Origin of the sequence: Marinomonas posidonica (assembly GCF_043643765.1) — a bacterium.
In the GTDB taxonomy this organism is placed as follows: Bacteria; Pseudomonadota; Gammaproteobacteria; order Pseudomonadales; family Marinomonadaceae; genus Marinomonas; species Marinomonas posidonica_A.
This window is the reverse complement of the sequence record NZ_JBHZSP010000015.1, coordinates 15,486-40,642: the sequence shown is the minus strand read 5'-3', so window position 1 is coordinate 40,642 and position 25,157 is coordinate 15,486. Positions and strand designations below refer to the sequence as shown.

Genomic DNA, 25,157 nt, shown 5'->3' with positions numbered 1-25,157 from the left:
TTTTTTTGTGATGAGTTTTAGTTAATTTTATCAGAGCTTAATTTAATGCCAACGGTTAAGCCGGGTGAGGTATTTTTAATCATTAATTCACCGTGATGAAGTGTTACGATGGCATTAATAAGGGTTAACCCTAAGCCGTGACCAAACACGTCTTCTTTGGTGGTTAGTCGTTTAAATCGTTGTGTGACTAAGGTTTGGCTGTCTTCAGGGATGCCTTTGCCTTGATCCGATACACTAATGTAAGTGTCGCCGAGTTGAGATTCTATACTCAGTGTAATGAGATCACTTTCTGGTGCGTATTTGATGGCATTGTCTAATAGATTCGCAATGGCTTGAAATATTAAGATTTTATCAGCATAAAAGAAGTATTTTTTGTTGGCGTTAATTTGAATCTTAATATTATGAGCCTCCGCTAGTGGCGCATAATATTCGTATGCATCATAAAGGATATCATGAGCGTTTATTTTGTCTTTTGTCAGGCTTACTTGGCCCGTTTCAACTTCGGAAAGTCGCATGATGGAACGGAACAAAAGTTGTATTTGTTCCGTTTCTTTAATGGCTAAGTCCAGCTCTTCTAGCTCAGTGCCATCAACCTTTTCTGAAATATTAATTAATCGATGTTGCAAGCGTGTCATTGGTGTTCGTAATTCATGTGCTACATGGCTAGTGATGGTTCGAACTTCTTCCATGAGCTTTTGTGTGCGTCCAAGAACTTGATTGGTTTCTTTGCTTAATCGTCCAAATTCATCTCCATTGTTTTTGTAATTCACCCTAACGTGATGCTTGCCGCTGGCGTAAAGCTCTAAGGTTTTGAGAATATGGTTTACCCTTGAAAGATTATGCAAGCTGAAAGGTAGGCTGATTAGCAAAATAGAGAGTTGGATCGCCAATAACCCTGCACCTGTCATCAGAGGGATGATGCGCGTTTGTTGGATCATCGGACGAACATCATAAGCATTAAAATAGAGTTTTCCGCCAGCTAATGGGAGAAGTAAACCAAGCAGTTCAACATGTTCATTTTTTAAGGTGATGATGGAGGAAGTTTGAAGGTCTTGGTTTATAATATCTTTCAATCCCTGTTCAGAGAACTGGTTGCTATCACCATATAAAATGTGACCAAATTCATCGAAAACGAAGGAATAATGGTCTTTTCGACTATCTTTTGATTGGTTTTTTTTGAGTTTTTCGATCAAAATATGGCTATTGTTTTCTAGCCCATGTAATTCCTGATGCTCTAGGTTTTCAAAAATCATGCCTCGGACATGACTTTTCATGATGTTTTCTAAAATATGATCACAAACTAAAATAGCCGCAGAAGAAATTAACAGACAAATAAAGGCGATGGTTGCCGCCTGTCTGAAACTGCTGCTATGCAATAAGGATTTGATCGACACAAATCTATCCTAGGGCGTAGCCTACTGAACGTATGGTACGAATGATGGGGTTCTTGGAATTGCCATCTAGCTTGTTTCTGAGTTTGGATAAGTGCACATCGAGCACATTGGTTTGAGGGTCAAACTGATAACCCCAAGCCTTTTCTAACAGCATACTTCTGGTGACAGTTTGCCCTGGGTGCTCCGCAAGCACATACAATAATTTGAATTCTTTGTTCGTTAAATCGATGCGTTCGCCAGATCTTGTCACTTCATGAAGTTCAAGGTTGATCATCATGTCTTTGATTTTGATTAGGTTACTCGACGCCACTTTTTTGGTGCGATGGTAAAGCCTTTCTAAACGTAACAGCAATTCTGTAAAGTCAAAGGGCTTTCCTAAGTAGTCGTCTGCACCGGCTTGTAAACCTTCTATTCTGTCTGATATCTGGTCATTAGCTGACAAAATCAATACTGGAGGATGGGGTGCTGATCCGAGAGTGTTTAGCACCTCTATGCCGTCAATTTTAGGAAGAATTCGGTCTAATAGTACAACGTCAAATACTTCACTTTTAATTAATGTTAATGCGTCTTCGCCATTGTCGACAAGTTTACAGCTATGCCCAGACGCATGAAGTTTGCTGCTAATCCAGTGACTAACGGATACATCATCTTCAACAATTAAGACTCGCATAGGGTTTTATCTCTCTTTAATTGATCCTAGATGTTTGACTTTCAGGTAAGCAAAATATACATGGTATTGATAACCATTATCAATACATTAATTTACATAGAATTATATTTCCTCATTATCGGATCTATTTATTTCCCTATTTCTATGTCGCCAATCCTAACAATTGAGCAATAAAGGGCTAGCTTTCTTTCATTAAGCATTCTTAATGGTTCGAGTGTTGAATAGTTAATGAGAATCAATCTTAATACACCCTTGAATAGTATCCGCTCCGTGGATGTTTCTTACAATGCTTTGGGAATTAAGAAAGTTATGAAAGACAATCTAAAACGTTTTTTATCTGACGAACGTGGTGTAACCGCCATTGAATATGGCATTTTAGCCGCAGCAATGGCTGCTGCAATTGGCGTTATTTTTGGTTCTGATGGTGTTTTTGTGACGGCATTGAAAGACCGTTTTTCATCGATTGCTGACCAAATTACCAATACGAATAATCCTGGTTCCGAGTAAAGATCTAATGATGTCAGGTGTTCTTGTCTTTGTTGTTGCTGCTTGGGTGACGGTGACGGATCTTTTTTACCGACGTATACACAATGTCTTAATCATTGCGTTAGTCATCAGTTGGTGCTTATCCGTATTGGCGTCCATATGGTCTGTTGGGCCTTATGGTCACCTGAATAATATAGCGTTATGGCATGAGCTTGGCTTGTCCTTGTTAGGTGCGTGTGGTGTTCTGTTTGTTGGTTTTGGCTTGTTTACTATCGGACAGATGGGGGCTGGCGACGTTAAGTTAATGGCGGTTTTATGCTTGTGGGTTGGGTTTGATAATCAGTTGGTCTTCTTGATTGTGACGGCATTGGTGGGGGGCGTTTTGGCCTTGTTTATGCCGCTTGTATCATTGTTAGAGCTGTATGGCGCTAAGTTGATTACACAAGTATCAGATCGATTTCCACAGCTAAACATTCCAACTCCCCTTGTGTTTTCTTATGAAAACGTTAAAGGCCTTCCTTATGGGTTGGCTATTTCTGGAGGGGCTTGTTTTTCATTGATAAGCCCAATTCCATACTAATTCACGGTTATTGATATGAAAGCTTCATCAGTATTTTTTGTTTCTGCAGCTTTGTTATTTGCTTTGGGTGGTGCGCTTTTAGTTCGCGTATTAATGTCTGCACCACAAGCACCTGCAGTAGTGGAAGAGGCCCCAGTAATAAAAACGGAGTCTATTGTTACACCTATTTATTCTCCTGTGTTAGCCGCTGCGAAAGATTTAAAACCAGGTGACTTTTTAGATGGTTCGGCGGTTCGTTGGATAGAAGCAAAGGAAAAACACTCTTCTCTTATGTATTTCTTAAAAGACGAAGATGAGTTGAGTGTGGTGTTTGGTGCAACGGTTAGAGAATCGGTCAAACAAGGTGAATTACTCGACAGTAATGTTCTAGTGCGAGCTGGTGAACCGGGTTTCCTCGCTTCTGTTCTTAAATCAGGTATGAGAGCGGTCGCGATTCCTACCAGTGCGCTAGCAAGTAATGCCGGTCTCATTACAGCAGGAGACCGTGTTGATGTGATTTTGGGGCTTAAACGAGATCAAGAGTTGAAAGAAGATGATGAATCTACTGGTAGTGTGTTGCCAAAAATTGCATCACAGACTTTATTGACGAATGTTCGAGTTTTAGCGTTGAACAATGTTGCAAGAGGGTCGTTGAGATTAAGAGGTGATGAGGAAGCCTTACAGAAGGATGCTAAGCGAGCATATTACGAAACGGTGACTTTGGAAGTGTCTGCGTTAGCGGCTGAACGCTTGGCTGTAGCACGAGAAATTGGCACGTTGCAGTTGGCTTTGAGAAGTGTTCAAGACGCAACTGATGAAAGTGGTTTGTATGCCATTGCAGGAATGGAAACATCGAATGAATCAGGCGTCACTATGTTGGATCAAGTAACCACTATTTATAGCCGCTTGTATCCAAGTGTGGATTCCAGAACCGTGATGATGTATCGCGGTGATACACCTGCCGAAGCCTCCCAATAGAGCTTCTGACGGTGAGGCCCTTTAGTTTACCCAGTTTGGAAATTATGTAATGAAGTCTATTCGATATTTTACCCTAATGTCTTTATTTAGTGGTGCTTGTCTTCTTTTTAATCAAGTAGTTGCCGCAGCCGATTACATGACAGAAGAGCAAAACGCCCAATTAAATGGTGGTCATGTTCAGGGGTTTCAACAAGTTAAAGTGACTCGCACCGTTGATTTAAATGTTAGTGAAGGCAAATTGCTTACTTTGACAGAAAACGTAGCAAAAATTTTAGTGGCGAATCCAGCGATAGCGAGCTTTCAAGCACCTTCTCTGAACAGTGTATTTGTGTTCGCAAAAAAGCCAGGTAGCACCACGCTATATGCTTTAGATGAAGACGATAAAGTGATTCTTGCCGTTAATCTGAGAGCGGGCTACGACCTAGATAGGCTGGGCAAGTATATTAATGCTGAAGTGCCAGGAGTGAACATCAAACTTGGCCCAACACAAGGAGGGTTAATTGTTAAAGGGTCAGTTAAAACACCACAACAAGCGAAGGCTGTTATTGGCAGTTTGGAGTCTTATCTAGGTATTTCCCCAGCCAGTCAGGGGGCGCAAAGTGGTGGGCAGGGTGGGGCGTCGCTGCGTATTGTGAATCAGATGAAAGTCGAGTTGTCAGCACAAATTAATATTAGTGTCCGTATTGTTGAAGTGTCTCGTAATTTAAGTCGCTCACTCGGTTTTAGCTGGGAGGCTTTATTCGATAACGGGCAGTCCTTTTTCCGTAACGGTAGTAGCTTATTTGATGCGAGTAGTGGTGCTTTTTCGAATGGTCTGGGGATTGATAATGCGATTCTTGGCAGTTCGTCGAGTAATATTGGTGGCGTTTTATCTGCTCTTTCCTCTGACGGTATGGCAAGTATATTAGCTGAGCCAAACTTAACCGCTATGTCTGGCGAAACAGCAGGCTTCGCTGCTGGTGGAGAAGTTCCTATTGTCATTAGAAATAATAACTCTGTTTCAATCGAATACAAGCAATATGGCGTCATCATGAGAATGACCCCAACGCTACTTTCTCAGAATCGTATTAGCTTACATATTTCGCCTGAAGTGAGTGATTTGAGTGATGTTGGCTCAGTGATCTTAGAAGATACCGTTATTCCTGCGTTTAAAGTACGACGGGCTGATACCACAGTGGAATTGGCTAGCGGTCAGAGCTTTGCCCTTGGTGGTATGTTGCGTAGCACTATTAATCAAACCGTGACAGGTATTCCTGGTCTAAGAAGTATTCCTGGATTAGGACGTTTATTTGAATCCGAGGTGAATGAAAAAGAAGAAACCGAGCTGGTGATTATTGCGACGGCTTATGTTGTGGCGCCAACCTCACCAAACGACCTACAAACACCGGGACAGGGTATTAAGTCATTAGATGAAAACCTTCCTGCAATGGCGTCTGCCGGTTACTTATATTAATTATTAGGTGGTTTAGTTATGCGTTTTATCGCTTTTTCTGTGTTGGGGTTAATTCTACTAAGTGGCTGTGACCATACAGTCCATCAGTTAAGGGAAGGTCCTGTTTCATTTGATAGTGATGCCAACCGATCTTATACGGTGAAACCAACGGCATCATCTATATCTTTAATTGTAAAAGATAGTGGAGGCTTAGATAAAGGGTCTTTACGAGGTTTGAACGCTTTACTTAATAATCAAGGTCGTATTTCAAATCAAAAGATACGAATTCAAGCATTAACGGAGAAAGGTGAGTCGTTTACTTTACGCTTAAAGCAGTCACTTATTGAAGCCGGTTTGATTGCCCAAAATGTGACGATACTACCGTATGTTTATCGGGAAAATATTGGCAAATGGGATGTGAAACTGACCTCTGAGGCACTGGTGGTCGTGAAGGCTGATTGCGCTATCGCTGACGATAAAACTTGGACTGTAAATCCTTATGAAGGCGTTGGCGTGTTAGGTTGTGCAAATCGTTCAAATATTGCTCAGATGGTGGTTAACCCAAGGGACTTAATGCGGCCAGGAAGTTTGGATAGTGCTGATGCGGTGACCGCAGTTGGAGCTATGACACGTTATCAAGAAGCAAAGACAATTGAACTGCTTGATATTGATTTTAGTAAAGATTAAACCGGGGAATGCACGATGAGTGATAGCAATCATAAAGAGATCGAAGGGCTGCAACCTCTTGTACTTTTTACAACAGATCAAATTGCTGTAAAAGAGTTTGCAGACAACTTAGTTCGACTTGGTTTTTCAGAAAAACTGGCCCTTTCTGGAGGCGTGGCCAAGGCCATTGATTGGGTGAAAAATCATCCAGTTCCGTCGTTGTTGTTTGTTGATATTGATACGGAATCATCACCACTGGAAGCATTAGCAGACTTGGCGTCTATCTGTGGTCCTGCGTGTAACATTGTCCCATTTGGTACGAAGCAAAATGTCGATCTTTATCGAGCCTTACTTGCCAATGGCATGTTTGATTATTTGGCCAAGCCGATACCGCTGGATATGTTGGCCAGCACGATTCAAGGGTCTGAGAAAGGGGCTCGTGAAGAGTCGCTAACAGGAAGGACCATTGCGGTGACAGGTTCTTCTGGCGGGACTGGGGTGACCTTAGTAAGCGTTGGCTTGGCGAAGCTTTTATCTGAGAAGCGTCATCTGATGACTTCTTTAGTCGACTTCGATCGAAAAAATGGCAATGCGGCTCTGATGCTTGGCCATGAAGGCGATGCTGGGTTAGCTGGCGCATTAAGTGCTGATGTTATTGATACAAGATTGCTGCGCCGTTCTATTGGAAAAACAGATGAGCGTTTGTTTATGGTTGCTCAGCAACCAGACTTCTATGCCCAGAAACTTGAAGAAAGCGTTCAAGTTTTAGAATTGGGTGGCTGTTTGTGCCGTATGTTTAATCAAGTGGTATGGGATCTTCCTGCCGCCAAACCTTATGGTTCTCTTGAGGTTTTATTACATGCACAGACTCGAATTATCGTTACTGATTTTACAGTGACAGATGCTCGTAACACGCTTCGACTGCTGAAAGAATTGGGTGACGAAAGTTCAGGTCAGCGGATTTTATTGGTACATAATGACGCTCGTAATATTGGAAAGCCAGTTATAACGCAAAAAGCATTTGAGGATTTTATTGGTCGTAAGATCGACGTCACTCTTCCAAATGTGGGTGTGAAAATTAACGCTTCTTTGTTGGAAGGTAAAGTCTCTTTTGCTTCTAGTCCAGAGCTAGAAGTGCCTTTGTTAAAGTTGGCGGATTTGGCGTGCGGAAGAACGCCAGATGTCGATCATAAAAAATCATCGAACCTATTTCAGCGCATTATTGATGCTCTAAAGCCGAATAAAAACCCCTCTTTGACGTTTAGGAGGCATTGACGGTGATTATTAAAGCAACGTCTAAAAAAACGCATGTTCAGGCAAAGTCTCATTCTCAATCGAGTGATGCTCAGCCGAAAGAAGATACTGCACGTAAAGTATCTCGCGCTGCGTTTGTTGATAATTCAGATACTTTAAACGCCAAGAATAAGCGATTGATCCGTAATTATTTGTACGAGCAAATCGACCCAGTGAAAGCGGCTTCTTTGAGTCATGATCGTTTGCGCAATCAGATTGATATTATGATTCGTAGCATTTGTGATGAGCACCGTTTACAGCTGTCGCTTGAGGAAGAGGCATCTGTCTGTAAAGACATGTTTCATGAAATGGTGGGCATTGGTCCTATTGAACCTTTGCTTACGGATGATTCTGTTAATGACATATTGGTGAATGGTGCTGGACAGGTTTTTGTTGAGCGTTACGGTAAGTTAGAGCTGTCAAATGTACGCTTTATTGATGAAGAGCATGTTTTAAATATTGCTCAACGTATTGCAGCTGCAGTTGGTCGTCGAATCGATGAGACGCAACCTATGGTCGATGCGCGTTTAGCAGATGGTAGCCGAGTTAATATTATTACTTACCCACTGGCAATTGATGGTACAACGATTTCTATTCGTAAATTTATGCGTCGTAGTATGTCATTAGAAGATTTATCCAGTCGTGGCGCTATGTCCCGTGACATGGTGGATGTATTGCGTCGGGCTATGCAGAGCAAGTTGAACATTATCGTGTCTGGTGGAACAGGGTCTGGTAAAACCACACTTTTAAACGCGTTGTCTCAGAAAATAAGCGACGAAGATCGCATTATCACAATAGAAGATGCTGCCGAACTACAACTTCAACAGATACATGTTGTTCGCCTTGAGACTCGCCCAGTCAGTGCTGAAGGGACAGGCCAAATTGATCAGCGGGATTTGGTTCGTAACGCCTTGCGTATGCGACCTGATCGTATCATCTTGGGTGAGGTTCGTGGTGGTGAAAGTTTCGATATGCTGCAAGCTATGAACACAGGCCATGATGGCTCACTTTGTACTGTCCACTCGAACACTCCCCGTGATGCCATTATGCGTTTGGAAAACATGGTGATGATGGCCAGTATGCAACTGCCTATTGAAGCCATTCGTCGCCAAATTGCCAGCGCAGTTAACTTAATTGTTCAAGTTGAGCGTATGCGTGATGGGTCGCGTCGAATCGTCTCTATTACCGAAGTCTGTGGGATGGAAGATGACGTGATTCAGACTCAAGAATTATTCGCTTTTCGGACTGATGCGGTTGATTCGCAAGGCAAGGTTATTGGCGAGTTTGTTTCTTCTGGTCAGCGCCCTAACTTCTATACTAGTCACGCTCACTTTTTTGAGGAGACTGTATAGATGAGTGACGCGGTTAATTTACTTTCCTTAGTGGTGTTTCTCTCGATTGTCTTTTTCTTTTTGTTTCTAAGAAGTATCAATGGCAAACGTCGTAAAGAAAAAGAAGCTGTTGCTTTTTTGCTTACCTTAAAAAGCCAAGTATTAGGTGATACAGCGATCGTATCAGCAGCATCTGATGATCTTAGTCGTCAAATTGATGAATTACGGCTAGCAAAATTGCCAGTAGTTGGTGGCTTTATTGACCGTTTCTGGGTGAATTTATCGCTGCTTGGCTGGCAAAAAAATTGGTTATCTAGGGGAGGGCTTTTATTGGCACCGTGCCTTTTTCTTGGCTTCACCCTAGGTAAAGACAGTGATTCTCCGGTGGGTCTTAGCTTGTGTCTTGCTGTGTTGTTCTTTGGGCTTTTGGTCTTTTTAATTTATCGCAGTGCGATGACGAAGCATTTAACTGAGTTTCGGCAGAACCTACCTCAGGCTATCGATTCCATTGTGCGTATCGCAAGAGCCGGTGTGCCTGTGACGAATGCCTTTAATTTAGTATCTGATAGTTTACCGGGACCTTTAGCAAAAGAATTTTCGCTTATTGATAGTTGGCTGCAATTGGGTGTTCCTATGCGTCAAGCTATGCAGGACTCAGCGAAGCGTGTGCCGCTGAATGAATACCGTTTCTTTGTGGTGATTTTAATTATTAACCAAGAAACAGGTGGCCGCTTGAGTGATACGTTAGAGCGTTTGTCAACGACATTACGTGAGCGCCAAGAGCTTGCTCTTAAAATTCGGGCTAAGACATCGGAAGTAAGAGCGTCGGCTATGATTGTGGCTACATTGGCGCCTTTGTCACTTGCTTATATGTATTTCAATTCTCCGAAAGACTTTCAATTTCTGTTAAACGATCCAACGGGAAACAGTGTTTTGATGTATGCCTTTGGTAGCGTGGCTCTGGGATTAGGGATTACACACTTTATGATTAGGCGAGTCATTCGATGAATAATGAAATCTTAATCTCGGCACTGATTGCTCTAATGCTGCTTGCTGCTGGCCTTGTTTTCTTAGGCGCGTACTTCCGTACGAAGCCAAAAACGCTTAATGAAATATTGAATAAAACGTCTTCTAAGGATGACAAAGAAACCCTAGACGTAGATGTTATCTTATATGGTAAAGATGCTAATAAAAGTCGGCTTTATACATTTCTAGCACCATTGGAAAAAGTGGGTTTAGAGCTATCTGGTACAGAAAATGACCGTTTCGCAACTCGAAAATTGCTTTCTATGGCAGGGTATCGCCGTAAAGAATCATTAGGGCTCTATACGATTAGCAAGTATTTGTTGGGTGTCATCGGAATTTTGACCTATCTATTTGGCGTTTTGGAGTCTGGTGAACGTATGGGCCTAAATGGCTTAGCTGGTAGTCTGATGATTCTTTTCCTCTGTTCTTTCTTGTCAGAAATATGGGTGAAGATGCGTGCCGCAAGTCGAGGGGGGCGTTTATCCAGTAGCTTACCTGATGCCTTAGATTTGATGGTGATTTGTGCTGAAGCGGGTTTACCTCTTGGCCGAATCTTCAACACGGTTTCTAAAGAGTTAGTGTTTTCTGCCCCTGAACTCGCTGAAGAAATCGGTTATACCTATGCCGAGTTTCAATTACTCAGTGATAGATCAAAAGCCTTATTAAATCTTTCCGAACGCTGCGGAGTGGATAATGTTGAGGCGATGGTGTCTACACTGATTCAAGCGGAACGATACGGAACGCCTTTGTCTCAGGCACTTAGAACCATTTCTGAAGAAAGTCGAAAAAGTCTTATCTTGGATTTAGAAGAGAAAGCTGGAAAGCTTCCAGCGCAACTCAGTGTCCCGCTAATGGCATTTATCCTACCACCAGTTATTGCCATGATGGGAACGCCAGCCATGGTTCGAATTATTCGCTTACTAGGCAGCTAGTCATGCTTGCCTTTTTGGAGTAGAAATACGTGAAAAAAAGTCGTTACCTTGTTTTGTTATCCCTTGTTTTTGTGCTTGTTGGTTGTGCTGGGAAAAACGTTTATCAGGCAGGCAATGCCTCATTTGATGAGGCTTCTCTTGAAGGCAAGGATGCGAATGAAGCATTAAAGCTTGCTCATCTTTTACGAGATAATGGTCGTTTAAACGCAGCTTATGAAGTCTATGCCACCATGGATGGAAAGGGGCAGCTTGAAGGGCCGTTTTTATTGGAATACGCGAGCATTGCAGCCTATGTGATTCCTGGATCTGATGTTATTGGCTTGTATCAAAGAGCGAAAGAAGAGTTGGGAGAAAAGGTAACTGAGTCTCAGCAGCAAGCTATATGTAGTGGGTTAGGTAGAGCGTACCTTGGAACGGTGCAGTTAACGAAAGCTACGGAACAGTTTAATTGTGCATTAGAGGCAAACGCTAGAAGTGTTCCAGCTCTTAATGGATTAGGTGTTATTGCCAGTATGAATGGCAATAAAGATAAAGCTCGCAGTTTGTTTCAACAGGCTCTAGATATCGCGCCGTCCAATGAATTAGTAGTGAACAATTTGTCTTTGTCTTGGATGGCCTCACAAGAGTATCAAAAGGCGATTAGTCTCTTAAAAACGAAACGTAATAGCGAGAATATTTCTACTCGTCTTAATCTGGCATTGGCTTACGTTTTGTATGATAGGGAAGACATGGCGAGGGAGTTGTTAGTGAATTCAATCGCTCGCGACAAAGCTGAAAAAATCCTATCACGCTATGTGTCTGCTAGAACACGTATTCAAAATGGTTCACCTGTAGCGGCTGAGATTTTATCTTTAACCAATACACCGCTTTCATTAAAGGATGACGTTTAATGAAGATGCCATTGCTTGATTTTATAAAGAGAAAAAATGCCGTTGTTTCGATTGAGGTTGCATTAAGCTTTCCTGTTTTACTATTTATTATTATGATGTTTTTCGAACTGGCAAGAATAGCATTGATTGTCTCTATTACTAGTTTTTCATTAGAAAAAGCAATGCAGAACTTTCGATCTGATATAGGTTTTTATTCGATTGGAGAAGAAAGAATAAAGGAAATTGTCACGGAGAATATAGTGTTATATTCTTTTGATTTTTTAGGTGATGAGAACATAGAAGTAGAATTGCAAGCCTTTTCAAATTTGAATGAATTTGCTGGGGAACAAGAAGAAGATAAAGACTCTAAAAAAATTCCCATATTAAATTTCACTATCTTTTTGAAGGAAAAATTTATGACGCCATTACCTTCTATGTTCGGATTAGGTGACTCTTTTCAGCATGAGTATCGATATATATTAGGGGATCTAATTGGAGTCGCAGATTCATGATGGTGCCATTTATCAAACAAGATAGAGGCAGTTCCGCAATTGAAATAGCGTTGTTTTTACCCCTCTTAATTGGAGTGCTACTGATTAGTGCTGACTTGTATAGTATTAATCGTATTCGAGGTCTTTTTGAGCAGTCTTCGCATAATCTTGCCTCAATATTATCCCAACAGTCAAAGCTCAACCAAAAAAGTTTTGATTACTTAATTGACTCAGTTTTGCCAGCTGATGTTCTAGGTGACTATAGCTTAGTGGTATCCAAGGTGAATTTAGATCGTTCGATGGACTGGAGACCTATCTATAGAGGCGAATTAGAGGATATTTGCACGGAAAACTATCAAGGGGGTAAGTATATTGGCGAAATCCCTGAGGAAGATGAAGACGTCAAAAGTCAGTCTTTTGTTGTTGTTCAATTATGTAGAATGACCACTGATTTAACGATGAATAGTGGTTTATTGGGTGATAAATTAGTGGAATCTATCGCAGTAAATCGCATGGTTCATCATTCAGTAGAGCTAGATGAAACGCTTTCCAAGGAAGTGGGTGTTGATGATGAAAAGGAGTATTAATAGTTGGCACAAACATCGTGGTGAAATGTTAGTTAGGATAGTTATGTAATGATTATTAAAAAAGGAAGAAACCTAATTTATCAAATTATAGCCGTCCTAAGTTTGGTTATGGCTTTTGTTGGTATCCTCTTGCCTGGGATTCCGGCTGCTGAATTTATTTTACTTTGTGCTTGGGCTTCTGCTAAAGGCTCTCCAAGAATTAATTCTTTTTTACATTCTAATAAATATACTGGCCAGATTTTATATAATTGGAATAATGGCAAGGTGATCTCAAGGAAAAGTAAATTAATATCAACAGGCAGTATGGTTTTTTGTGCTTCTATTATTATCTATCATGATGTGAATGAATTTTTTTTGATATTTTCTTTGGGTGGGATGCTGATAGGTTTTTTATGGATATGGTCGCGTCCTGAAAAAGTTAAATCAATATGATTTTTTCTTAATAATTCTATTGTTGATGTGCAGGATGCAGATTTATATCATCTGTTTGATGTTTTTTATAATTGAGGTATTTATAAATGGAAACAGTAGAAAATACGAAAGAAGCCATATCTTTTGCTAAGAATTTGAAAGCTTCAACTCGTACAGACCATGATGGCGTTGATAAAATGGTGATGTCTTCAAAACCTTTTGAAAATGAAACTAATTATGCCAAGTTCTTAAAACTTCAGCATATTTTTCATTGTACAGTTGCTCCTCTATATCACCGTAATGAGCTACAAGAACTGTTTCCTGGACTAGCTGACTTACCTCGTTTGTCTGCCGTGGAATTAGATTTGATGGATCTAGGTATGAAACCAGAAGTTGATTCTTCAGTATTGGCGAAAGTAGAAGATATGTACGAAGCAATTGGTTGGTTATATTGCAGCGAAGGCTCTAATATCGGCGCGGCTTTCCTATATAAAGAAACACAAAAGCTTAATTTTGATGCAGATCGTGGCGCAAGACATCTGGCAGCTCATTCGGATGGACGTGCGCCACATTGGCGTAAGTTCGTGGCTCAGCTAGATGCTCTAACTCTAACCGAAAGCCAACAAAGTGCGGCAATTAAAGGTGCGATAGATGCCTTTGATTTTTATAAGAAAGCTCTAAAAATGACAGGACTTTCCGCTAGCTAGTGGGCGATGTAACTTTCAATTGTTTAACTTTTTTCTATAAAGTAATCGAGAGAAAATGCACCTGCTCCACGATTCATTAGCAGCATGGCAATAGCGAGCCAAGTACCATGTGTGGCATAGGCATCTGGATACACAAAGAGTTGAATCACCAAGGTCATCAAAGCCAACCCGAGTGCCGCATAACGGGTTAGGAAGCCGATCAGAACCAACACGGCGAGCACGTGTTCCGCTAGGGTTGCTGTTATCGCCGCAAAGACCGGCGGTAACAATGGCAAAGCGTATTCATGCTCGAATAAGAAATAGGTTGTATCGGTAATCTGCGGCCATCCGAGTTGAAATTGCATGGTGATAAAGTTAATGGCAAAGCCATCTATTTTTGTTTGGGCCGATAACCAGAAGACCGCCGCCAAGGAAAAGCGCGCGATGAATAAAATCAAAGACTCTGGGATGTTTTTAAAGGTCGTTTCAACCATGTTAAATAATCTCGATAGCATAGCGTGGTTTCTCTTAGTCAGTCTTCAGAGCAATATTACGAATGAGCTTCCATTCAATGAGTTTGGCTAGGCTGCCACCAAGGTCAAAATCGTCTGACTCCGGAATGGCGTTTGCTAACGTTATGCCTTCTTGTAAGGCCTTGATAAAACAGGCTTGATCAAATGAGATGATACTAAGCTTAGCGTACAAAAAGCTTTTGTGGAGAAGTATGTACTCACTTTCATTAATGTCGATGAGACTACTTGAGACATCCTGTTGATTCGCAATTATTAAAGAACCAACCGCGAACGGGGCATGCAAAAGCTGACAGTTTGGTGTGAGCTCAAGCAAGAGTTGGCTTGGGTCTTGTGTCTTTTCAAAGGTTGTCGAAATCGATTGGTGATCTAATGTCTCTATCTCGGCTGCATGAGTCAGTTGCAGCAATTGATATTCTAAGCTAGCTACGTCCGGTAAAAAGCCGACACTTTGAGCTGGCTCAAATTGCCTAATAAAATCTGAAAAATTCGCGCCATACTCGCTGATAATCGGCGATGTTGGGGGCTGCTGAAGCAAAAACTCCCGAGCCATGGCGCGAAAAAAAGTCTCACCAACGAGTTTTTGCGTGATGGGGAAAATATCCGCCAAGGCATCTTGCAAAGATACGACGAGATTATTTTGATAGACTCGAAAGCGCACGGCGTTTTCCGCCGATTCACCTTTGAGTTTAGGATGAAGCTGGTTCAAATCCTGCGATAATAAGGCGTGGATAAAATCATTATGCATTCACCAACCCTCCCCGTTTAACCGCTTGTCGAATGCGATCCGCAAATTCTGCTTCGGCGATCAATTCCACCAATTCGGGTAAATTATCGTCTCGCTCGATTAGGGTTGGGCAATCACCGAGTCGTTGTAAGGTATATTGATACAAGGACCAAACGTCTTGGCTAACCGCTTCATCATGACTGTCTATTTTTAAAGCAACGACAGGATTGTCATCCAATGTATGACCAGCCAAATGAATCTGCTTCACGGCTTCTAATGGGAAATTTTCAAGATAATCGATCGCTTTTTTGCCCTGATTAAAACACGATACTTCGACATTATTAATGTCTAGTAATAGACCACAGCCAGTGCGTTTTACCATTTCTCTAATGAAATCCGTTTCGCTGAAGTCGCTGTCAGCAAACGTCAAATAGGTTGACGGGTTTTCTATTAAAATCGGTTGCTTCATTTGAGTCTGAACTTGGTCTATGTGCTGACAAACTCGATCTAAACTGTCTTTATCATAACGAATGGGCAGTAAATCGTTATAAAAGTGTTGGTCATGAGTCGACCAAGCTAGGTGTTCAGAAAAATAAGCCGGTTGAATCTCCTCAACGAGCTGTGCGACTTTGTTTAGATGCTCAATATCGAGGGGATTTTCACCACCAATCGACAAACCAACGCCGTGGATTGTCATGTCGTATTCTTGGCGAATTTGGCGGAGAAAATAGGCAGCAGGGCCACCTTGGCTAAGATAGTTTTCCGCATGAATTTCAAAAAATCCCGTGGCTGGTCGATGCTCTAAAATCGTCTGATAATAGACCGGCTTGAGACTGACGCCAGAGTGAGACGCAAAACAAGAAGTTGAACATGGCTCTTCTTGCTTTGCTTGAGTCTCGTTTAACAAAGAATTGGTCATCTTCAGTCGTGTCGTTTAAAACGCTTTCAATTGACCATGGCCTGTTGGGGAGGTTTTTGATTCCATATCATTACAAGTGCCTGCTGGTACTAGTTTCCAGGCATTTGATTGGTAATCTGTTTTTGAAGTACCTGCACAAGATGTACCTGGACCAGCTGCACAGTCATTCTGACCTGCTAATGCCACGCCGTAGCATTTTTCTTTGCTAGCCGCCTGAGCTGGCATCGCTACAGCAGATAACGCAATGGCAGTACCTAGAGCAACGGATAAAGTAGCAGTTGAATTTTTCATTGTTAGAGCCTCATAGTTTGTTTTTAAAAAGACACATGTCTTTGGGTTACAGTGTTTTGACGTAGACGGCTTTTTATTTCTTACACTCGAAACACAAAATTATTTTTTTTCTTCTGTTTGTTTGCCTTTTGAGTATTGTTTGGCGAGGCTGCGAATGTCTTCCATCTGTCTGCCGAACTGTTTGCAAGATGAGCACATGGCGGTATGAACCCCTAACATGACTTTTTCTTTAGTGTCTAAGGGGCGGTCGAGCTTTTCGGACAAGAGTTGTGTGGCCTCTTTGCAATTCATCATGATCCAGACTCCTTTGCCTGATACCAGTTATCTTCTAAACATTCACGCAAGCGCAAACGGGCACGGTATAAGGTGACATTGAGACTGGAGACACTGATGTCTTCGTTGTGACAAATTTCTGGTGTGGCCATTTCTAAGAATTCGCGCATCATAAAGAATCGACCGTACTTTTCTGGCAAAGCCGTCAGACAAGCATCAAAAACTCGCCAGAAATGTTCGTTTTCCACGCCATGATCAGGGTCATCCCATTTCTGTGGACGCTCACTTTTTTGCCAGTGACCATTCTCTTTGAATAAATGATCCATTAGGGCATCACCGTGTAAATTTGGTCCGTTTTCCAGCTGGCTGGCGACTGTGGTACGTTTTTCCTTCCGTAATAAGTCAATGAGCTTGTTTTTAAGAATGGAAAATACCCAAGTCTTTAATGCGGCCTGACGACCAAATTTGTCGATATTTTGATACGCAGATAACATAGCTTCTTGCACTGCATCCTCTGCTAACTGGGCATCTTGAACCTGTAATGTAGCGAATTTCACCATTTGGCTTCGTAGAGCTTCCATGAACTCCTGATCATAAAACAAGGCCGCATTTGGCGCCTCAGATGCACTTAACGAAGGGTTTGCCTCAATCATTTCAACCTCTTTTCCGTAGCTATTAGACGTGGTTAATTCACATTTCTTACAAGTTTAGCAGATTTATCAAACGCTTTATTTTGCAGCTTGTTTCGCTTCGGCCAAGTATTCGTCTTTTAATTTAACGTAGTTTAGGCCAGCGTATTGAAAGTACTCAATTTCTTTGACCTTAAGAGGACGAATTTGTTTCACCGGTGAGCCCATATACATAAATCCAGACTCCAAGACCTTCCCCGGTGGTACTAGAGAACCTGCGCCAATAATGACTTCATCTTCAATAATGGCGCCATCCAGAATCGTGGTGCCCATGCCAACCAAGACTCGACTGCCAATGGTACAGCCATGCAACATAGCCATATGGCCAACGGTGACGTCATCACCAATGGTCAGCGGGTGACCTTCGGGTTTATAAGTGCTGGCGTGGGTGATATGCAGGCATGAGTTATCCTGAATGCTGGTGCGCTTACCAATACGAATACGGTGCATATCCCCTCGGATGGCCACCAAAGGCCAAATTGAACTGTCATCGCCAATAATCACATCACCAATCACCACGGCGTTGTCATCAACCCAAACTCGCTCACCTAATTGTGGCGTATTGCCACGAAAAGATTTCATCACCATTTGCTCACTCCTACGTACATAAACTGCATAATCAAGGTAACTATTAAGGCAATCGTCTTCTATGCATTGAAAAAAGCAAAAGACTACCTATCTTATTAAGCATTAGTTTTATTTGTACCTTATCGCTGAAGAGAGGATGTGTTCCCTCAGTCGAAGGCCTAATTACATTGTCAAAAGGATACCATGATATGTCTCAATCCGTGTGGGATGCGACGAGTTTGCCGAACTTCTCTGGCGTGGAAGTATCTCGTATAGAAACCGATCTAGACGCGATTTTAGTGCGCAATAAAGAACAAATTGATGCTTGTGTGAAAGCGAACCAAAACCCGAGCTGGGAAAGCCTAGTATTGCCTTTGGATCAGTTGGATGACGATTTGAACAATTTTTGGTCACCGATCAGCCATTTGAATGCGGTGCAAAATACCCCTGAATTGCGAGCGGTCTATAATGCTTGCCTACCTAAATTGACTCAGTACTACACAGAATTGGGTCAAAACAAAGCGCTTTATCAAGCTTATAAATCCTTAGCAGAAAGCCCAGATGCGGTAAATTTATCCGTCGCTCAACAAGAGACGTTAAAACAAGCCGTGCGAGATTTTGAGCTGTCTGGTGTGGGGCTAGAAGGCGAAGCGAAGCAACGCTATGGTGAAATCAGCCAGCGTTTGTCTGAGCTAAGCAGTCAGTTCAGTGAAAACGTATTAGATGCTACGCAAGCTTGGAGTAAGTTGATTACTGACGAAGCAGAGTTAGCCGGGCTACCAGAGTCAGCTTTAGCGCAAGCCAAACAAATGGCACAGGCAAAAGAGCAAGATGGCTGGTTGTTTACCTTGGACTTCCCTTCTTACTTACCTGTGATGAGTTATTCAGACAATGCGGCTTTGCGCGAGGAAATGTACCGAGCCTTTGCCACTCGTGCGTCGGATCAAGCGGATGCAAGCTTCGATAACGCACCATTGATCGATGAGATTCTGGCTTTGCGTCACGAGATGGCGGAAATCTTAGGCTTTGAAAACTACGCAGAATTGTCGGTGGCGACTAAGATGGCAGACAATGGTCAGCAAGTGATCGACTTTTTGGAAGACTTGGCTGAAAAGTCTAAACCTGCTGCAGAGCAAGATTTGGCTAACCTACAAGCCTTTGCTAAAGAAGAGAATGGTGTAGCGACGTTAAACGCTTGGGACATGATGTATTACGCGGAAAAGCTGCGTCAGCATAAGTACAGCATTTCCCAAGAAGCGTTGCGCCCTTACTTCCCAATGAACAAAGTCTTGTCTGGATTGTTTCACGTGGCACAAACTTTATTCGCGGTAGACATTCGTGAAGAGCAAGAATTTGACCGTTATCACCAAGACGTCAAACTTTTTACCATTAGCAAAGAAGGCACAGACATCGCGCGCTTTTACTTAGATCCGTATGCTCGTGAAGGCAAACGCGGTGGCGCTTGGATGGACGCTTGTCGAACTCGTCGCCGTTTGAGCGATGCACGTTTGCAATTACCGGTTGCCTACTTAGTGTGTAACTTTACGCCACCAATCGGTGAACAAGCGGCCTTGTTAACCCATGACGAGGTGACCACCTTGTTCCATGAGTTTGGTCACGGTTTGCATCACATGCTGACCCAAGTCGAAGAATCGGCCGTATCGGGTATTAATGGCGTAGCGTGGGATGCGGTAGAGTTACCTAGTCAGTTTATGGAAAATTGGTGTTATGAACCAGAAGCTCTGGCCTACATTGCTGGTCATCACGAAACTGGTGAACCTTTGCCACAGGATTTGTTAGATAAAATGCTGGCGGCGAAAAATTTCCAATCAGCCATGCAAATGGTACGTCAGTTGGAATTTTCATTGTTTGATTTCAAATTGCACAAAGAATATCAGGCCGGTGTATCGGTTCAGTCAATATTAGATCAAGTTCGTGATGCGGTCGCTGTGGTCATTCCGCCTGAATTTAACCGCTTCCAGAACAGTTTCTCGCATATCTTTGCGGGTGGTTATGCTGCGGGCTACTACAGCTACAAGTGGGCCGAAGTTTTGTCAGCGGATGCGTTTTCGAAATTTGAAGAAGATGGCATTTTTAACCAAGATACGGGCGCGCACTTCCGTGATACCATATTGGCGAATGGTGGTTCGCGACCGGCTGCAGAATTATTTGCCGCTTTCCGTGGTCGTGAACCAAGCACCGATGCTTTGTTAAGACACAGTGGTATCGCCGCATAATCTAAAACAAGGCAGCATTAAGCCGCCCAAGCGTTCACTTCGGTGGCTTTGATGAGGAATCAAAATGACAGTAAAACGCTTTATTGCTGGCGCGGTTTGCCCTCGTTGCAATGAGATGGACAAGATCCGCGCTTGGCGTGATGATGATGCAGAGAAGCAGCACAGAGAATGTGTGGCTTGTGGCTATCAAGATGAGCAGTCGACCAATGTACAGGCGCAAGCCCCTGAATTGGCAACTCGCGTTAATCAACCTCACGCCAGTGCGCCACAAGCGGAAGAAATGGTGATTAATTTCATCCCTAATCCGGGTGACACCAAACACTAATCAGCGAGGCAGTACACAAAAAATGGACTCTAATGAGTCCATTTTTTATGGGGTATTGTCCACATAACCACTGCCGATGGCGCTAAAGGGCAGTTTGAGTCCAAGCTCAGGTACTTGCTGAGCAATCCAAGCAGGAAAAGTATTGCTGTTTGGCCCAGGAAACACCTTGTATTCATTTTTCCAAGGGTAAGCATTCACGGCTTGCGCTATTTGTGGAATAAGCGTTTGAGCTTGTTCACCTTGTATGGATAAGAGTTTTTCTGGTTTGGCGCCAAACCAATAACGGTCCGGTGTCGGCGTTTGGTATTCCGTGAGCGCAGGTAAGCCTCGATTGAGTCGCCAACCGACCACTTCATATACCTTATAACGATCAGCATTTTGTTCTTTGGTGGCAATCCAAGTGTGCACGGCAAACCAACCTCGCCAACTGTATGCATCGGCCGCATAGACTTCTATAACAGCGTCTTTTTGCACTTCTGGAGAAGGCGCAATGCCAGCAGGCTCTCGGCTTGCTGTACGCCAGCCATCACTAGAACAGGCACTGATTAGGCTGGCTAACATCAATAAGCCAAATCGCTTCATCATAATGATCTCCTTAGTATGCGTTTTTTGTTACTGGAAATAGAGTCTTTCATTTGGAAAGAGTTCCGTGGAACCTTATTGATGAGTGCTATTTGTATCAAAAATAAAAACGCCGACTCATTGGTCGGCGTTGCGTAACATTCGCTTCATTATAAAACATTGTTATTACGTATGAAGTAATAATTAGTTCATCTCAGTGATGAAGTCTTGCTTGGCACGACGTACTTTTTTCAAATCTTTAAGCCAATCACCTTCGTCTGCACGGTAACCTAAAGGTAACAAGATCACAGAGCGCAACCCTCGTTCTGTCAGACCAAGAATTTCGTCAACCTTAGCTGGATCGAACCCTTCCATTGGTGTGCTATCAACTCCTTCTTCTGCGGCCGCGATTAAAGCCGTACCTAGGCCAATATAAGCTTGGCGTGCGGCATGTTGATAGTTAGTTTCGGCATCACGAGGCGGGTAAGTGCTCAACAACATTTGGCGGTAATTTTCCCAGCCTTCGTTTTTGAAACCGCGCTCGTCATTAACTAGATCAAACATAGTATTGATACGTTCTTCAGTGTAATTGTCCCATGCAGCGAATACTAGCAAGTGAGAACCGTCGGTAATCTGTGTTTGGTTCCAGGCATGTGGCACAATTTGCTCACGCAACGCTTTATTCGTCACCACAATGACTTCGTAAGGTTGAAGGCCGCTTGAGGTAGCAGTAAGGCGGATGGCTTCCAAAATGCGATTGATTTTTTCTTGTTCAACCGCTTTGCTTGGGTCCATTTTTTTGGTCGCATAGCGCCAGTTCAATTTGTCTAGCAAATCTGACATGAGAAGTCCTTAGTGGAAATATTATTGATTCTATCAATATGGGTCTTCTCTAGAAGGAGTTCAATATGTTCTTTATGGACAAAGTGAGGAAGTCACGAATAGGCTAAAGCAGATGCTGTGGCATTTCTTGCCATTGCTCAATTTTTATGACAAAACGCCCTAAAATGGTTCATTTTATCGTCACGATACAGTAAGGTGCCCACTTCAAAAATTCAGTGGACCTCCCTCAGATGATATTTGATGTATTTTCAACGCTGGCGAAGCGTTTCTTTAGTGGTAATTTGGTACTGCAAATTGCGGTTGGTATAGTGTGTGGAGTGCTGGTTGGGCAGTTTGCTCCCGATCTGGCTCTATCAAGCAAATTGTTGGGTGACTTTTTTGTCAAAGCGCTGAAAGCCATTGCGCCAATTCTGGTGTTTATCTTAGTGATGGCAGCCATTGCGAATCATAAACAGTCGCAACATACTCATATTCGTCCTGTATTGTTTCTCTATGTGTTGGGCACGTTTGTCGCTTCCCTGACTGCGGTCGTGTTCAGCTTTTTGTTCCCAACTCAGTTATTACTTTCTGCATCAGACATGAGCCGAGCGGCACCTCAAGGTTTGGGCGAGGTATTACAAACCTTGGTCTTCAATGTTGTGGACAACCCCATCAATGCGTTAATGCAAGGGAACTATGTGGGGATTCTGGCTTGGGCGATTGGCTTAGGCTTCGGATTACGTAACGCCTCAGACTCAAGTAAACAATTTCTACAGGAAGTCGCCGACAGTGTTACTAAACTGGTTAATGTTATTATCCGCTTAGCGCCATTTGGTATTTTTGGTCTGGTCGCCAATACCATTGCCGAAACGGGCTTTGATGCTTTGTTGGGTTACAGTCATTTATTGACCGTGTTAGTCGGTGCGATGGTATTCATTGCTTTGGTAACCAATCCATTATTGGTGTTTTGGAAACTACGTCGCAACCCTTACCCATTAGTCTTTAAGTGTTTAAAAGAGAGTGGCATAACGGCGTTTTTCACGCGCAGTTCAGCGGCCAACATTCCTGTGAACATGTCTCTTTGTAAGCGTCTTGATCTGGACGAAGACACCTATTCTGTCTCGATTCCTCTTGGTGCCACCATCAACATGGCGGGGGCAGCCATTACGATTACTGTATTGACCTTAGCGGCAGTGAATACCTTGGAGATTTCGGTGGATTTCGGTACGGCATTCTTGCTTAGTATCATTGCCGCGGTTTCTGCATGTGGTGCGTCTGGTGTCGCAGGTGGTTCTCTATTGCTGATTCCGTTAGCTTGTAGCTTATTTAACATTTCAAATGAAGTGGCCATGCAAGTGGTGGCGGTTGGCTTTGTTATTGGTGTATTACAAGATTCGGCGGAAACCGCTTTGAACAGTTCTACCGATGCCTTGTTCACGGCCGCAGCGTGTTTATCTGAAGATAAAGCGTAAATTCTCAGGATGTTGACGAAGGGAGCATGAGCTCCCTTTTTTTGTGCGGTAGGATGTGCTCTGCTTAGTCTTTAATCAATGATGATTTACCCTTCTCAGGAGAGCCAGTTGCCCAATACGTTTCGATCCCTTGCCAATCCTAATTATCGTCTTTGGTTCAGTGGTGCTGTTATTTCCAATATTGGTGGTTGGCTACAGCGCACGGCACAAGATTGGTTGGTGATCTCAGAATTGTCTGATAAAAATGCCGCGGCGGTAGGTTTAGTGGTGTTTCTGCAATTTGCGCCACAAATCTTTTTATTGCCCATCACGGGCTGGACGGCCGATCGAGTGGATCGTCGGAAATTGTTGTTTGTGACGCAATCTCTAATGGCCATACTGGCCCTTATTCTCGGTGTATTGGTGCTTTCTGCACAGGTTGAACTCTGGCAAGTATGTCTGTGTGCGCTTGGCTTAGGTTGCGTCGCGGCATTTGATGCGCCCGCTCGCCATGCCTTTGTTTCTGATATTGTTAGTGAAAAAGAGCTGTCTAATGCGGTTGGGTTAAACGCGGTTTCTTTCAATAGTGCGCGTTTAGTCGGGCCCGCTGTGGCGGGAATGTTGATCGCTTTGGTGGGCAGTGGTTGGGTTTTCATGATCAATGTGGTGTCATTTTTACCCTTGTTAACGGCCTTGTATTTATTGAGGCATCGCTTACCAAAAGTTGAGGCTGAACACGCACCTTCAGGCCCAGATTTAGCCAAATTTTTAGATGGTTTTCGATACATTTGGCATCATCGAGAAATGACGGTGATCTGCATTATGTCGTTTTTAATCTGTTGTTTTGGGATGAACTTTCCCGTGTACTTATCGTCTATGACGGTGCATGTGTTTGAAGGTCAGGCTGACCAATATGGTTTTCTTGTGTCCATGATGGCGATCGGGTCCATTACAGGAGCAATCATTACAGCGAGTCGTAAATCTTCCCCCTCGTTTCATTTTATGATGTATGTGGCAGGATTTTATGCTGTGAGTTGCTTTGCCGTTGCGTTGAGTCCAAGCTTTTGGTTGTTTGCCATTATGTTGATTGCACTGGGGTTAGGTACTCAATTATTTACCACTTCTACCGCCTCCTACATGCAGTTGGCGACGGAAAAAGCGTATCGCGGTCGTGTCATGGCGGTGGTGTTGGCCATTGCCATTGGCGGGACGGCGTTAGGCGCTCCTATTGTTGGCTTTATCGCCGATCATTACGGTGCAAGAGCGTCGATTTTATTATGTGGTTTTTCAGGTACCTTAGCGGCTCTGTTAGGTTTTTGGTTTTTTCATCGTCAACAAGGTACTAAACACATTGAATGATGGCGAATCAAGGACTTTCGCCTATGCTAAGGAAAGCCTTATATTTAATTGATTTATTATCAGCGGAGACGAATATGTCGCAACATCTTGTATTGAGTTTTATTGGAGAAGATAAGCCGGGTATCGTTGAGTGTTTGTCTGATGTGATTGCCCGTCATCAAGGTAATTGGTTGGAAAGTCGTATGGCTCATCTGGCGGACAAATTTGCTGGTATTTTAACGGTCTCGGTTCCTCCTGCTGAACAACAAGGGCTAATCGAAGCCTTGCAAGGTTTGGTCAGTTTAGGGCTTCATGTGACGGTTGAAACCGCCGTTGCCAAAGCGGCAGAAGGCTCGACATTATCCTTGTCTGTTGTCGGCAATGACCGAGCAGGCATTGTTAAAGAAGTATCGCAAGTGTTGCATTCTTTGATGGTGAATGTGAAGGAGCTGACCACAAGCTGTGAACCTGCTCCGATGAGTTCGGAAATGTTGTTTAAGACCGATATGGTATTGTCTGTGCCAGCGAACTTACCGTTAACAGAGCTAGAAGCGGCATTAGAGAATATCAGCAGTGACTTAATGGTGGAGTTGTCGGTTAATCAGTTCGGCTAGCC

30 protein-coding genes are annotated in these 25,157 nt (G+C 43.0%); 19 read left to right on the top strand and 11 right to left on the bottom strand.

From position 1 onward, the window contains the following. Positions 1–17 precede the first annotated feature (17 nt). Together ACHUFM_RS16045 and ACHUFM_RS16040 are read right to left on the bottom strand one after the other, a co-directional pair. A complete protein-coding gene (locus ACHUFM_RS16045) occupies positions 18–1,394 on the bottom strand; it encodes a sensor histidine kinase (RefSeq protein ID WP_394183468.1) in 1,377 nt (458 codons plus the stop codon). A 4-nt stretch (positions 1,395–1,398) separates the two neighbouring features. After that, positions 1,399–2,064: a response regulator transcription factor gene (locus tag ACHUFM_RS16040; RefSeq protein ID WP_394183466.1), complete on the bottom strand. Its 666-nt coding sequence runs from the start codon at positions 2,062–2,064 to the stop codon at positions 1,399–1,401. 309 nt (positions 2,065–2,373) lie between these two features. On the opposite strand from ACHUFM_RS16040, the gene ACHUFM_RS16035 reads away from it, so the two are divergent. The 14 genes from ACHUFM_RS16035 (at position 2,374) to ACHUFM_RS15970 (ending at position 13,832) form a co-directional block, all read left to right on the top strand. After that, the gene (locus ACHUFM_RS16035; protein ID WP_394183465.1) at positions 2,374–2,571 is read left to right on the top strand and encodes a Flp family type IVb pilin; all 198 of its coding nucleotides are present in this window, start codon (positions 2,374–2,376) and stop codon (positions 2,569–2,571) included. Between the two features lie 7 nt (positions 2,572–2,578). Further along, the gene (locus ACHUFM_RS16030; RefSeq protein ID WP_394183463.1) at positions 2,579–3,130 is read left to right on the top strand and encodes an A24 family peptidase; all 552 of its coding nucleotides are present in this window, start codon (positions 2,579–2,581) and stop codon (positions 3,128–3,130) included. A 15-nt stretch (positions 3,131–3,145) separates the two neighbouring features. Continuing rightward, complete coding sequence (gene cpaB / locus ACHUFM_RS16025; RefSeq protein ID WP_394183461.1) at positions 3,146–4,087, top strand: Flp pilus assembly protein CpaB; 942 nt, start codon at positions 3,146–3,148, stop codon at positions 4,085–4,087. A 49-nt stretch (positions 4,088–4,136) separates the two neighbouring features. Further along, positions 4,137–5,540, top strand: coding sequence for a type II and III secretion system protein family protein (locus tag ACHUFM_RS16020; protein WP_394183459.1), 1,404 nt, complete (start codon positions 4,137–4,139; stop codon positions 5,538–5,540). Positions 5,541–5,558: 18 nt separating this feature from the next. Further along, complete coding sequence (locus ACHUFM_RS16015) at positions 5,559–6,206, top strand: CpaD family pilus assembly lipoprotein (RefSeq protein WP_394183457.1); 648 nt, start codon at positions 5,559–5,561, stop codon at positions 6,204–6,206. A gap of 15 nt (positions 6,207–6,221) precedes the next feature. Then, positions 6,222–7,460 carry a histidine kinase gene (locus ACHUFM_RS16010; RefSeq protein ID WP_394183455.1) on the top strand — a complete coding sequence of 413 codons (1,239 nt, stop codon included), beginning with the start codon at positions 6,222–6,224 and terminating at the stop codon, positions 7,458–7,460. Between the two features lie 2 nt (positions 7,461–7,462). Further along, a complete protein-coding gene (locus ACHUFM_RS16005) occupies positions 7,463–8,830 on the top strand; it encodes a CpaF family protein (protein ID WP_394183453.1) in 1,368 nt (455 codons plus the stop codon). Next, on the top strand, positions 8,831–9,817 hold the full coding sequence (locus ACHUFM_RS16000) for a type II secretion system F family protein (protein WP_394183451.1): 987 nt from the start codon (positions 8,831–8,833) through the stop codon (positions 9,815–9,817). After that, positions 9,814–10,767: a type II secretion system F family protein gene (locus tag ACHUFM_RS15995; RefSeq protein WP_394183449.1), complete on the top strand. Its 954-nt coding sequence runs from the start codon at positions 9,814–9,816 to the stop codon at positions 10,765–10,767. Before ACHUFM_RS16000 ends, ACHUFM_RS15995 begins: the two co-directional genes overlap by 4 nt. Positions 10,768–10,796: 29 nt before the next feature. Next, complete coding sequence (locus ACHUFM_RS15990) at positions 10,797–11,657, top strand: tetratricopeptide repeat protein (RefSeq protein ID WP_394183447.1); 861 nt, start codon at positions 10,797–10,799, stop codon at positions 11,655–11,657. Beyond that, entirely contained in the window at positions 11,657–12,148 is a 492-nt protein-coding gene (locus ACHUFM_RS15985) for a pilus assembly protein (protein WP_394183445.1), read from the top strand. Before ACHUFM_RS15990 ends, ACHUFM_RS15985 begins: the two co-directional genes overlap by 1 nt. Further along, the gene (locus ACHUFM_RS15980) at positions 12,145–12,714 is read left to right on the top strand and encodes a TadE/TadG family type IV pilus assembly protein (RefSeq protein WP_394183444.1); all 570 of its coding nucleotides are present in this window, start codon (positions 12,145–12,147) and stop codon (positions 12,712–12,714) included. Before ACHUFM_RS15985 ends, ACHUFM_RS15980 begins: the two co-directional genes overlap by 4 nt. Before the next feature lie 48 nt (positions 12,715–12,762). Next, on the top strand, positions 12,763–13,146 hold the full coding sequence (locus ACHUFM_RS15975; protein WP_394183443.1) for a YbaN family protein: 384 nt from the start codon (positions 12,763–12,765) through the stop codon (positions 13,144–13,146). 86 nt (positions 13,147–13,232) lie between these two features. Next, entirely contained in the window at positions 13,233–13,832 is a 600-nt protein-coding gene (locus ACHUFM_RS15970) for a biliverdin-producing heme oxygenase (RefSeq protein ID WP_394183441.1), read from the top strand. A 23-nt stretch (positions 13,833–13,855) separates the two neighbouring features. On the opposite strand, the gene ACHUFM_RS15965 is transcribed toward ACHUFM_RS15970, so the two are convergent. The 7 genes from ACHUFM_RS15965 to ACHUFM_RS15935 form a co-directional block, all read right to left on the bottom strand. Further along, on the bottom strand, positions 13,856–14,326 hold the full coding sequence (locus ACHUFM_RS15965) for a DoxX family protein (RefSeq protein ID WP_394183439.1): 471 nt from the start codon (positions 14,324–14,326) through the stop codon (positions 13,856–13,858). 13 nt (positions 14,327–14,339) lie between these two features. After that, a complete protein-coding gene (locus ACHUFM_RS15960; RefSeq protein WP_394183437.1) occupies positions 14,340–15,089 on the bottom strand; it encodes a DNA-binding domain-containing protein in 750 nt (249 codons plus the stop codon). Next, entirely contained in the window at positions 15,082–15,987 is a 906-nt protein-coding gene (gene bufB / locus ACHUFM_RS15955) for an MNIO family bufferin maturase (RefSeq protein WP_394183436.1), read from the bottom strand. The genes ACHUFM_RS15960 and bufB overlap by 8 nt, the downstream gene beginning before the upstream one ends. A gap of 15 nt (positions 15,988–16,002) precedes the next feature. Then, positions 16,003–16,278 (bottom strand): BufA1 family periplasmic bufferin-type metallophore, encoded by a 276-nt coding sequence (locus ACHUFM_RS15950; RefSeq protein ID WP_113872977.1) that lies wholly within the window; start codon positions 16,276–16,278, stop codon positions 16,003–16,005. Positions 16,279–16,377: 99 nt separating this feature from the next. Beyond that, positions 16,378–16,572, bottom strand: a complete 195-nt coding sequence (locus tag ACHUFM_RS15945; RefSeq protein WP_063334433.1) for a zf-HC2 domain-containing protein — start codon at positions 16,570–16,572, stop codon at positions 16,378–16,380. Further along, entirely contained in the window at positions 16,569–17,204 is a 636-nt protein-coding gene (locus ACHUFM_RS15940) for an RNA polymerase factor sigma-70 (RefSeq protein WP_394183433.1), read from the bottom strand. Before ACHUFM_RS15940 ends, ACHUFM_RS15945 begins: the two co-directional genes overlap by 4 nt. A gap of 75 nt (positions 17,205–17,279) precedes the next feature. Further along, complete coding sequence (locus tag ACHUFM_RS15935) at positions 17,280–17,828, bottom strand: gamma carbonic anhydrase family protein (protein ID WP_394183431.1); 549 nt, start codon at positions 17,826–17,828, stop codon at positions 17,280–17,282. A gap of 188 nt (positions 17,829–18,016) precedes the next feature. Here ACHUFM_RS15935 and prlC point away from each other — a divergent pair, with 188 nt between their 5' ends. Beyond that, positions 18,017–20,044 carry an oligopeptidase A gene (prlC, locus tag ACHUFM_RS15930; RefSeq protein ID WP_394183429.1) on the top strand — a complete coding sequence of 676 codons (2,028 nt, stop codon included), beginning with the start codon at positions 18,017–18,019 and terminating at the stop codon, positions 20,042–20,044. A 64-nt stretch (positions 20,045–20,108) separates the two neighbouring features. After that, positions 20,109–20,369, top strand: coding sequence for a YheV family putative zinc ribbon protein (locus tag ACHUFM_RS15925; RefSeq protein ID WP_113872972.1), 261 nt, complete (start codon positions 20,109–20,111; stop codon positions 20,367–20,369). Positions 20,370–20,414: 45 nt separating this feature from the next. On the opposite strand, the gene ACHUFM_RS15920 is transcribed toward ACHUFM_RS15925, so the two are convergent. Then, positions 20,415–20,954 carry a DUF3750 domain-containing protein gene (locus tag ACHUFM_RS15920; protein ID WP_394183428.1) on the bottom strand — a complete coding sequence of 180 codons (540 nt, stop codon included), beginning with the start codon at positions 20,952–20,954 and terminating at the stop codon, positions 20,415–20,417. Between the two features lie 180 nt (positions 20,955–21,134). Then, positions 21,135–21,773, bottom strand: coding sequence for an NAD(P)H-dependent oxidoreductase (locus tag ACHUFM_RS15915; RefSeq protein ID WP_394183426.1), 639 nt, complete (start codon positions 21,771–21,773; stop codon positions 21,135–21,137). Between the two features lie 230 nt (positions 21,774–22,003). On the opposite strand from ACHUFM_RS15915, the gene sstT reads away from it, so the two are divergent. The 3 genes from sstT to ACHUFM_RS15900 all read left to right on the top strand — a co-directional run bounded on the left by sstT (position 22,004) and on the right by ACHUFM_RS15900 (position 25,155). Beyond that, on the top strand, positions 22,004–23,224 hold the full coding sequence (gene sstT, locus ACHUFM_RS15910; protein WP_394183424.1) for a serine/threonine transporter SstT: 1,221 nt from the start codon (positions 22,004–22,006) through the stop codon (positions 23,222–23,224). 108 nt (positions 23,225–23,332) lie between these two features. Continuing rightward, positions 23,333–24,562: an MFS transporter gene (locus ACHUFM_RS15905; protein WP_394183423.1), complete on the top strand. Its 1,230-nt coding sequence runs from the start codon at positions 23,333–23,335 to the stop codon at positions 24,560–24,562. A 74-nt stretch (positions 24,563–24,636) separates the two neighbouring features. Continuing rightward, positions 24,637–25,155 (top strand): glycine cleavage system transcriptional repressor, encoded by a 519-nt coding sequence (locus ACHUFM_RS15900; protein ID WP_394183421.1) that lies wholly within the window; start codon positions 24,637–24,639, stop codon positions 25,153–25,155. Positions 25,156–25,157: the final 2 nt, after the last annotated feature.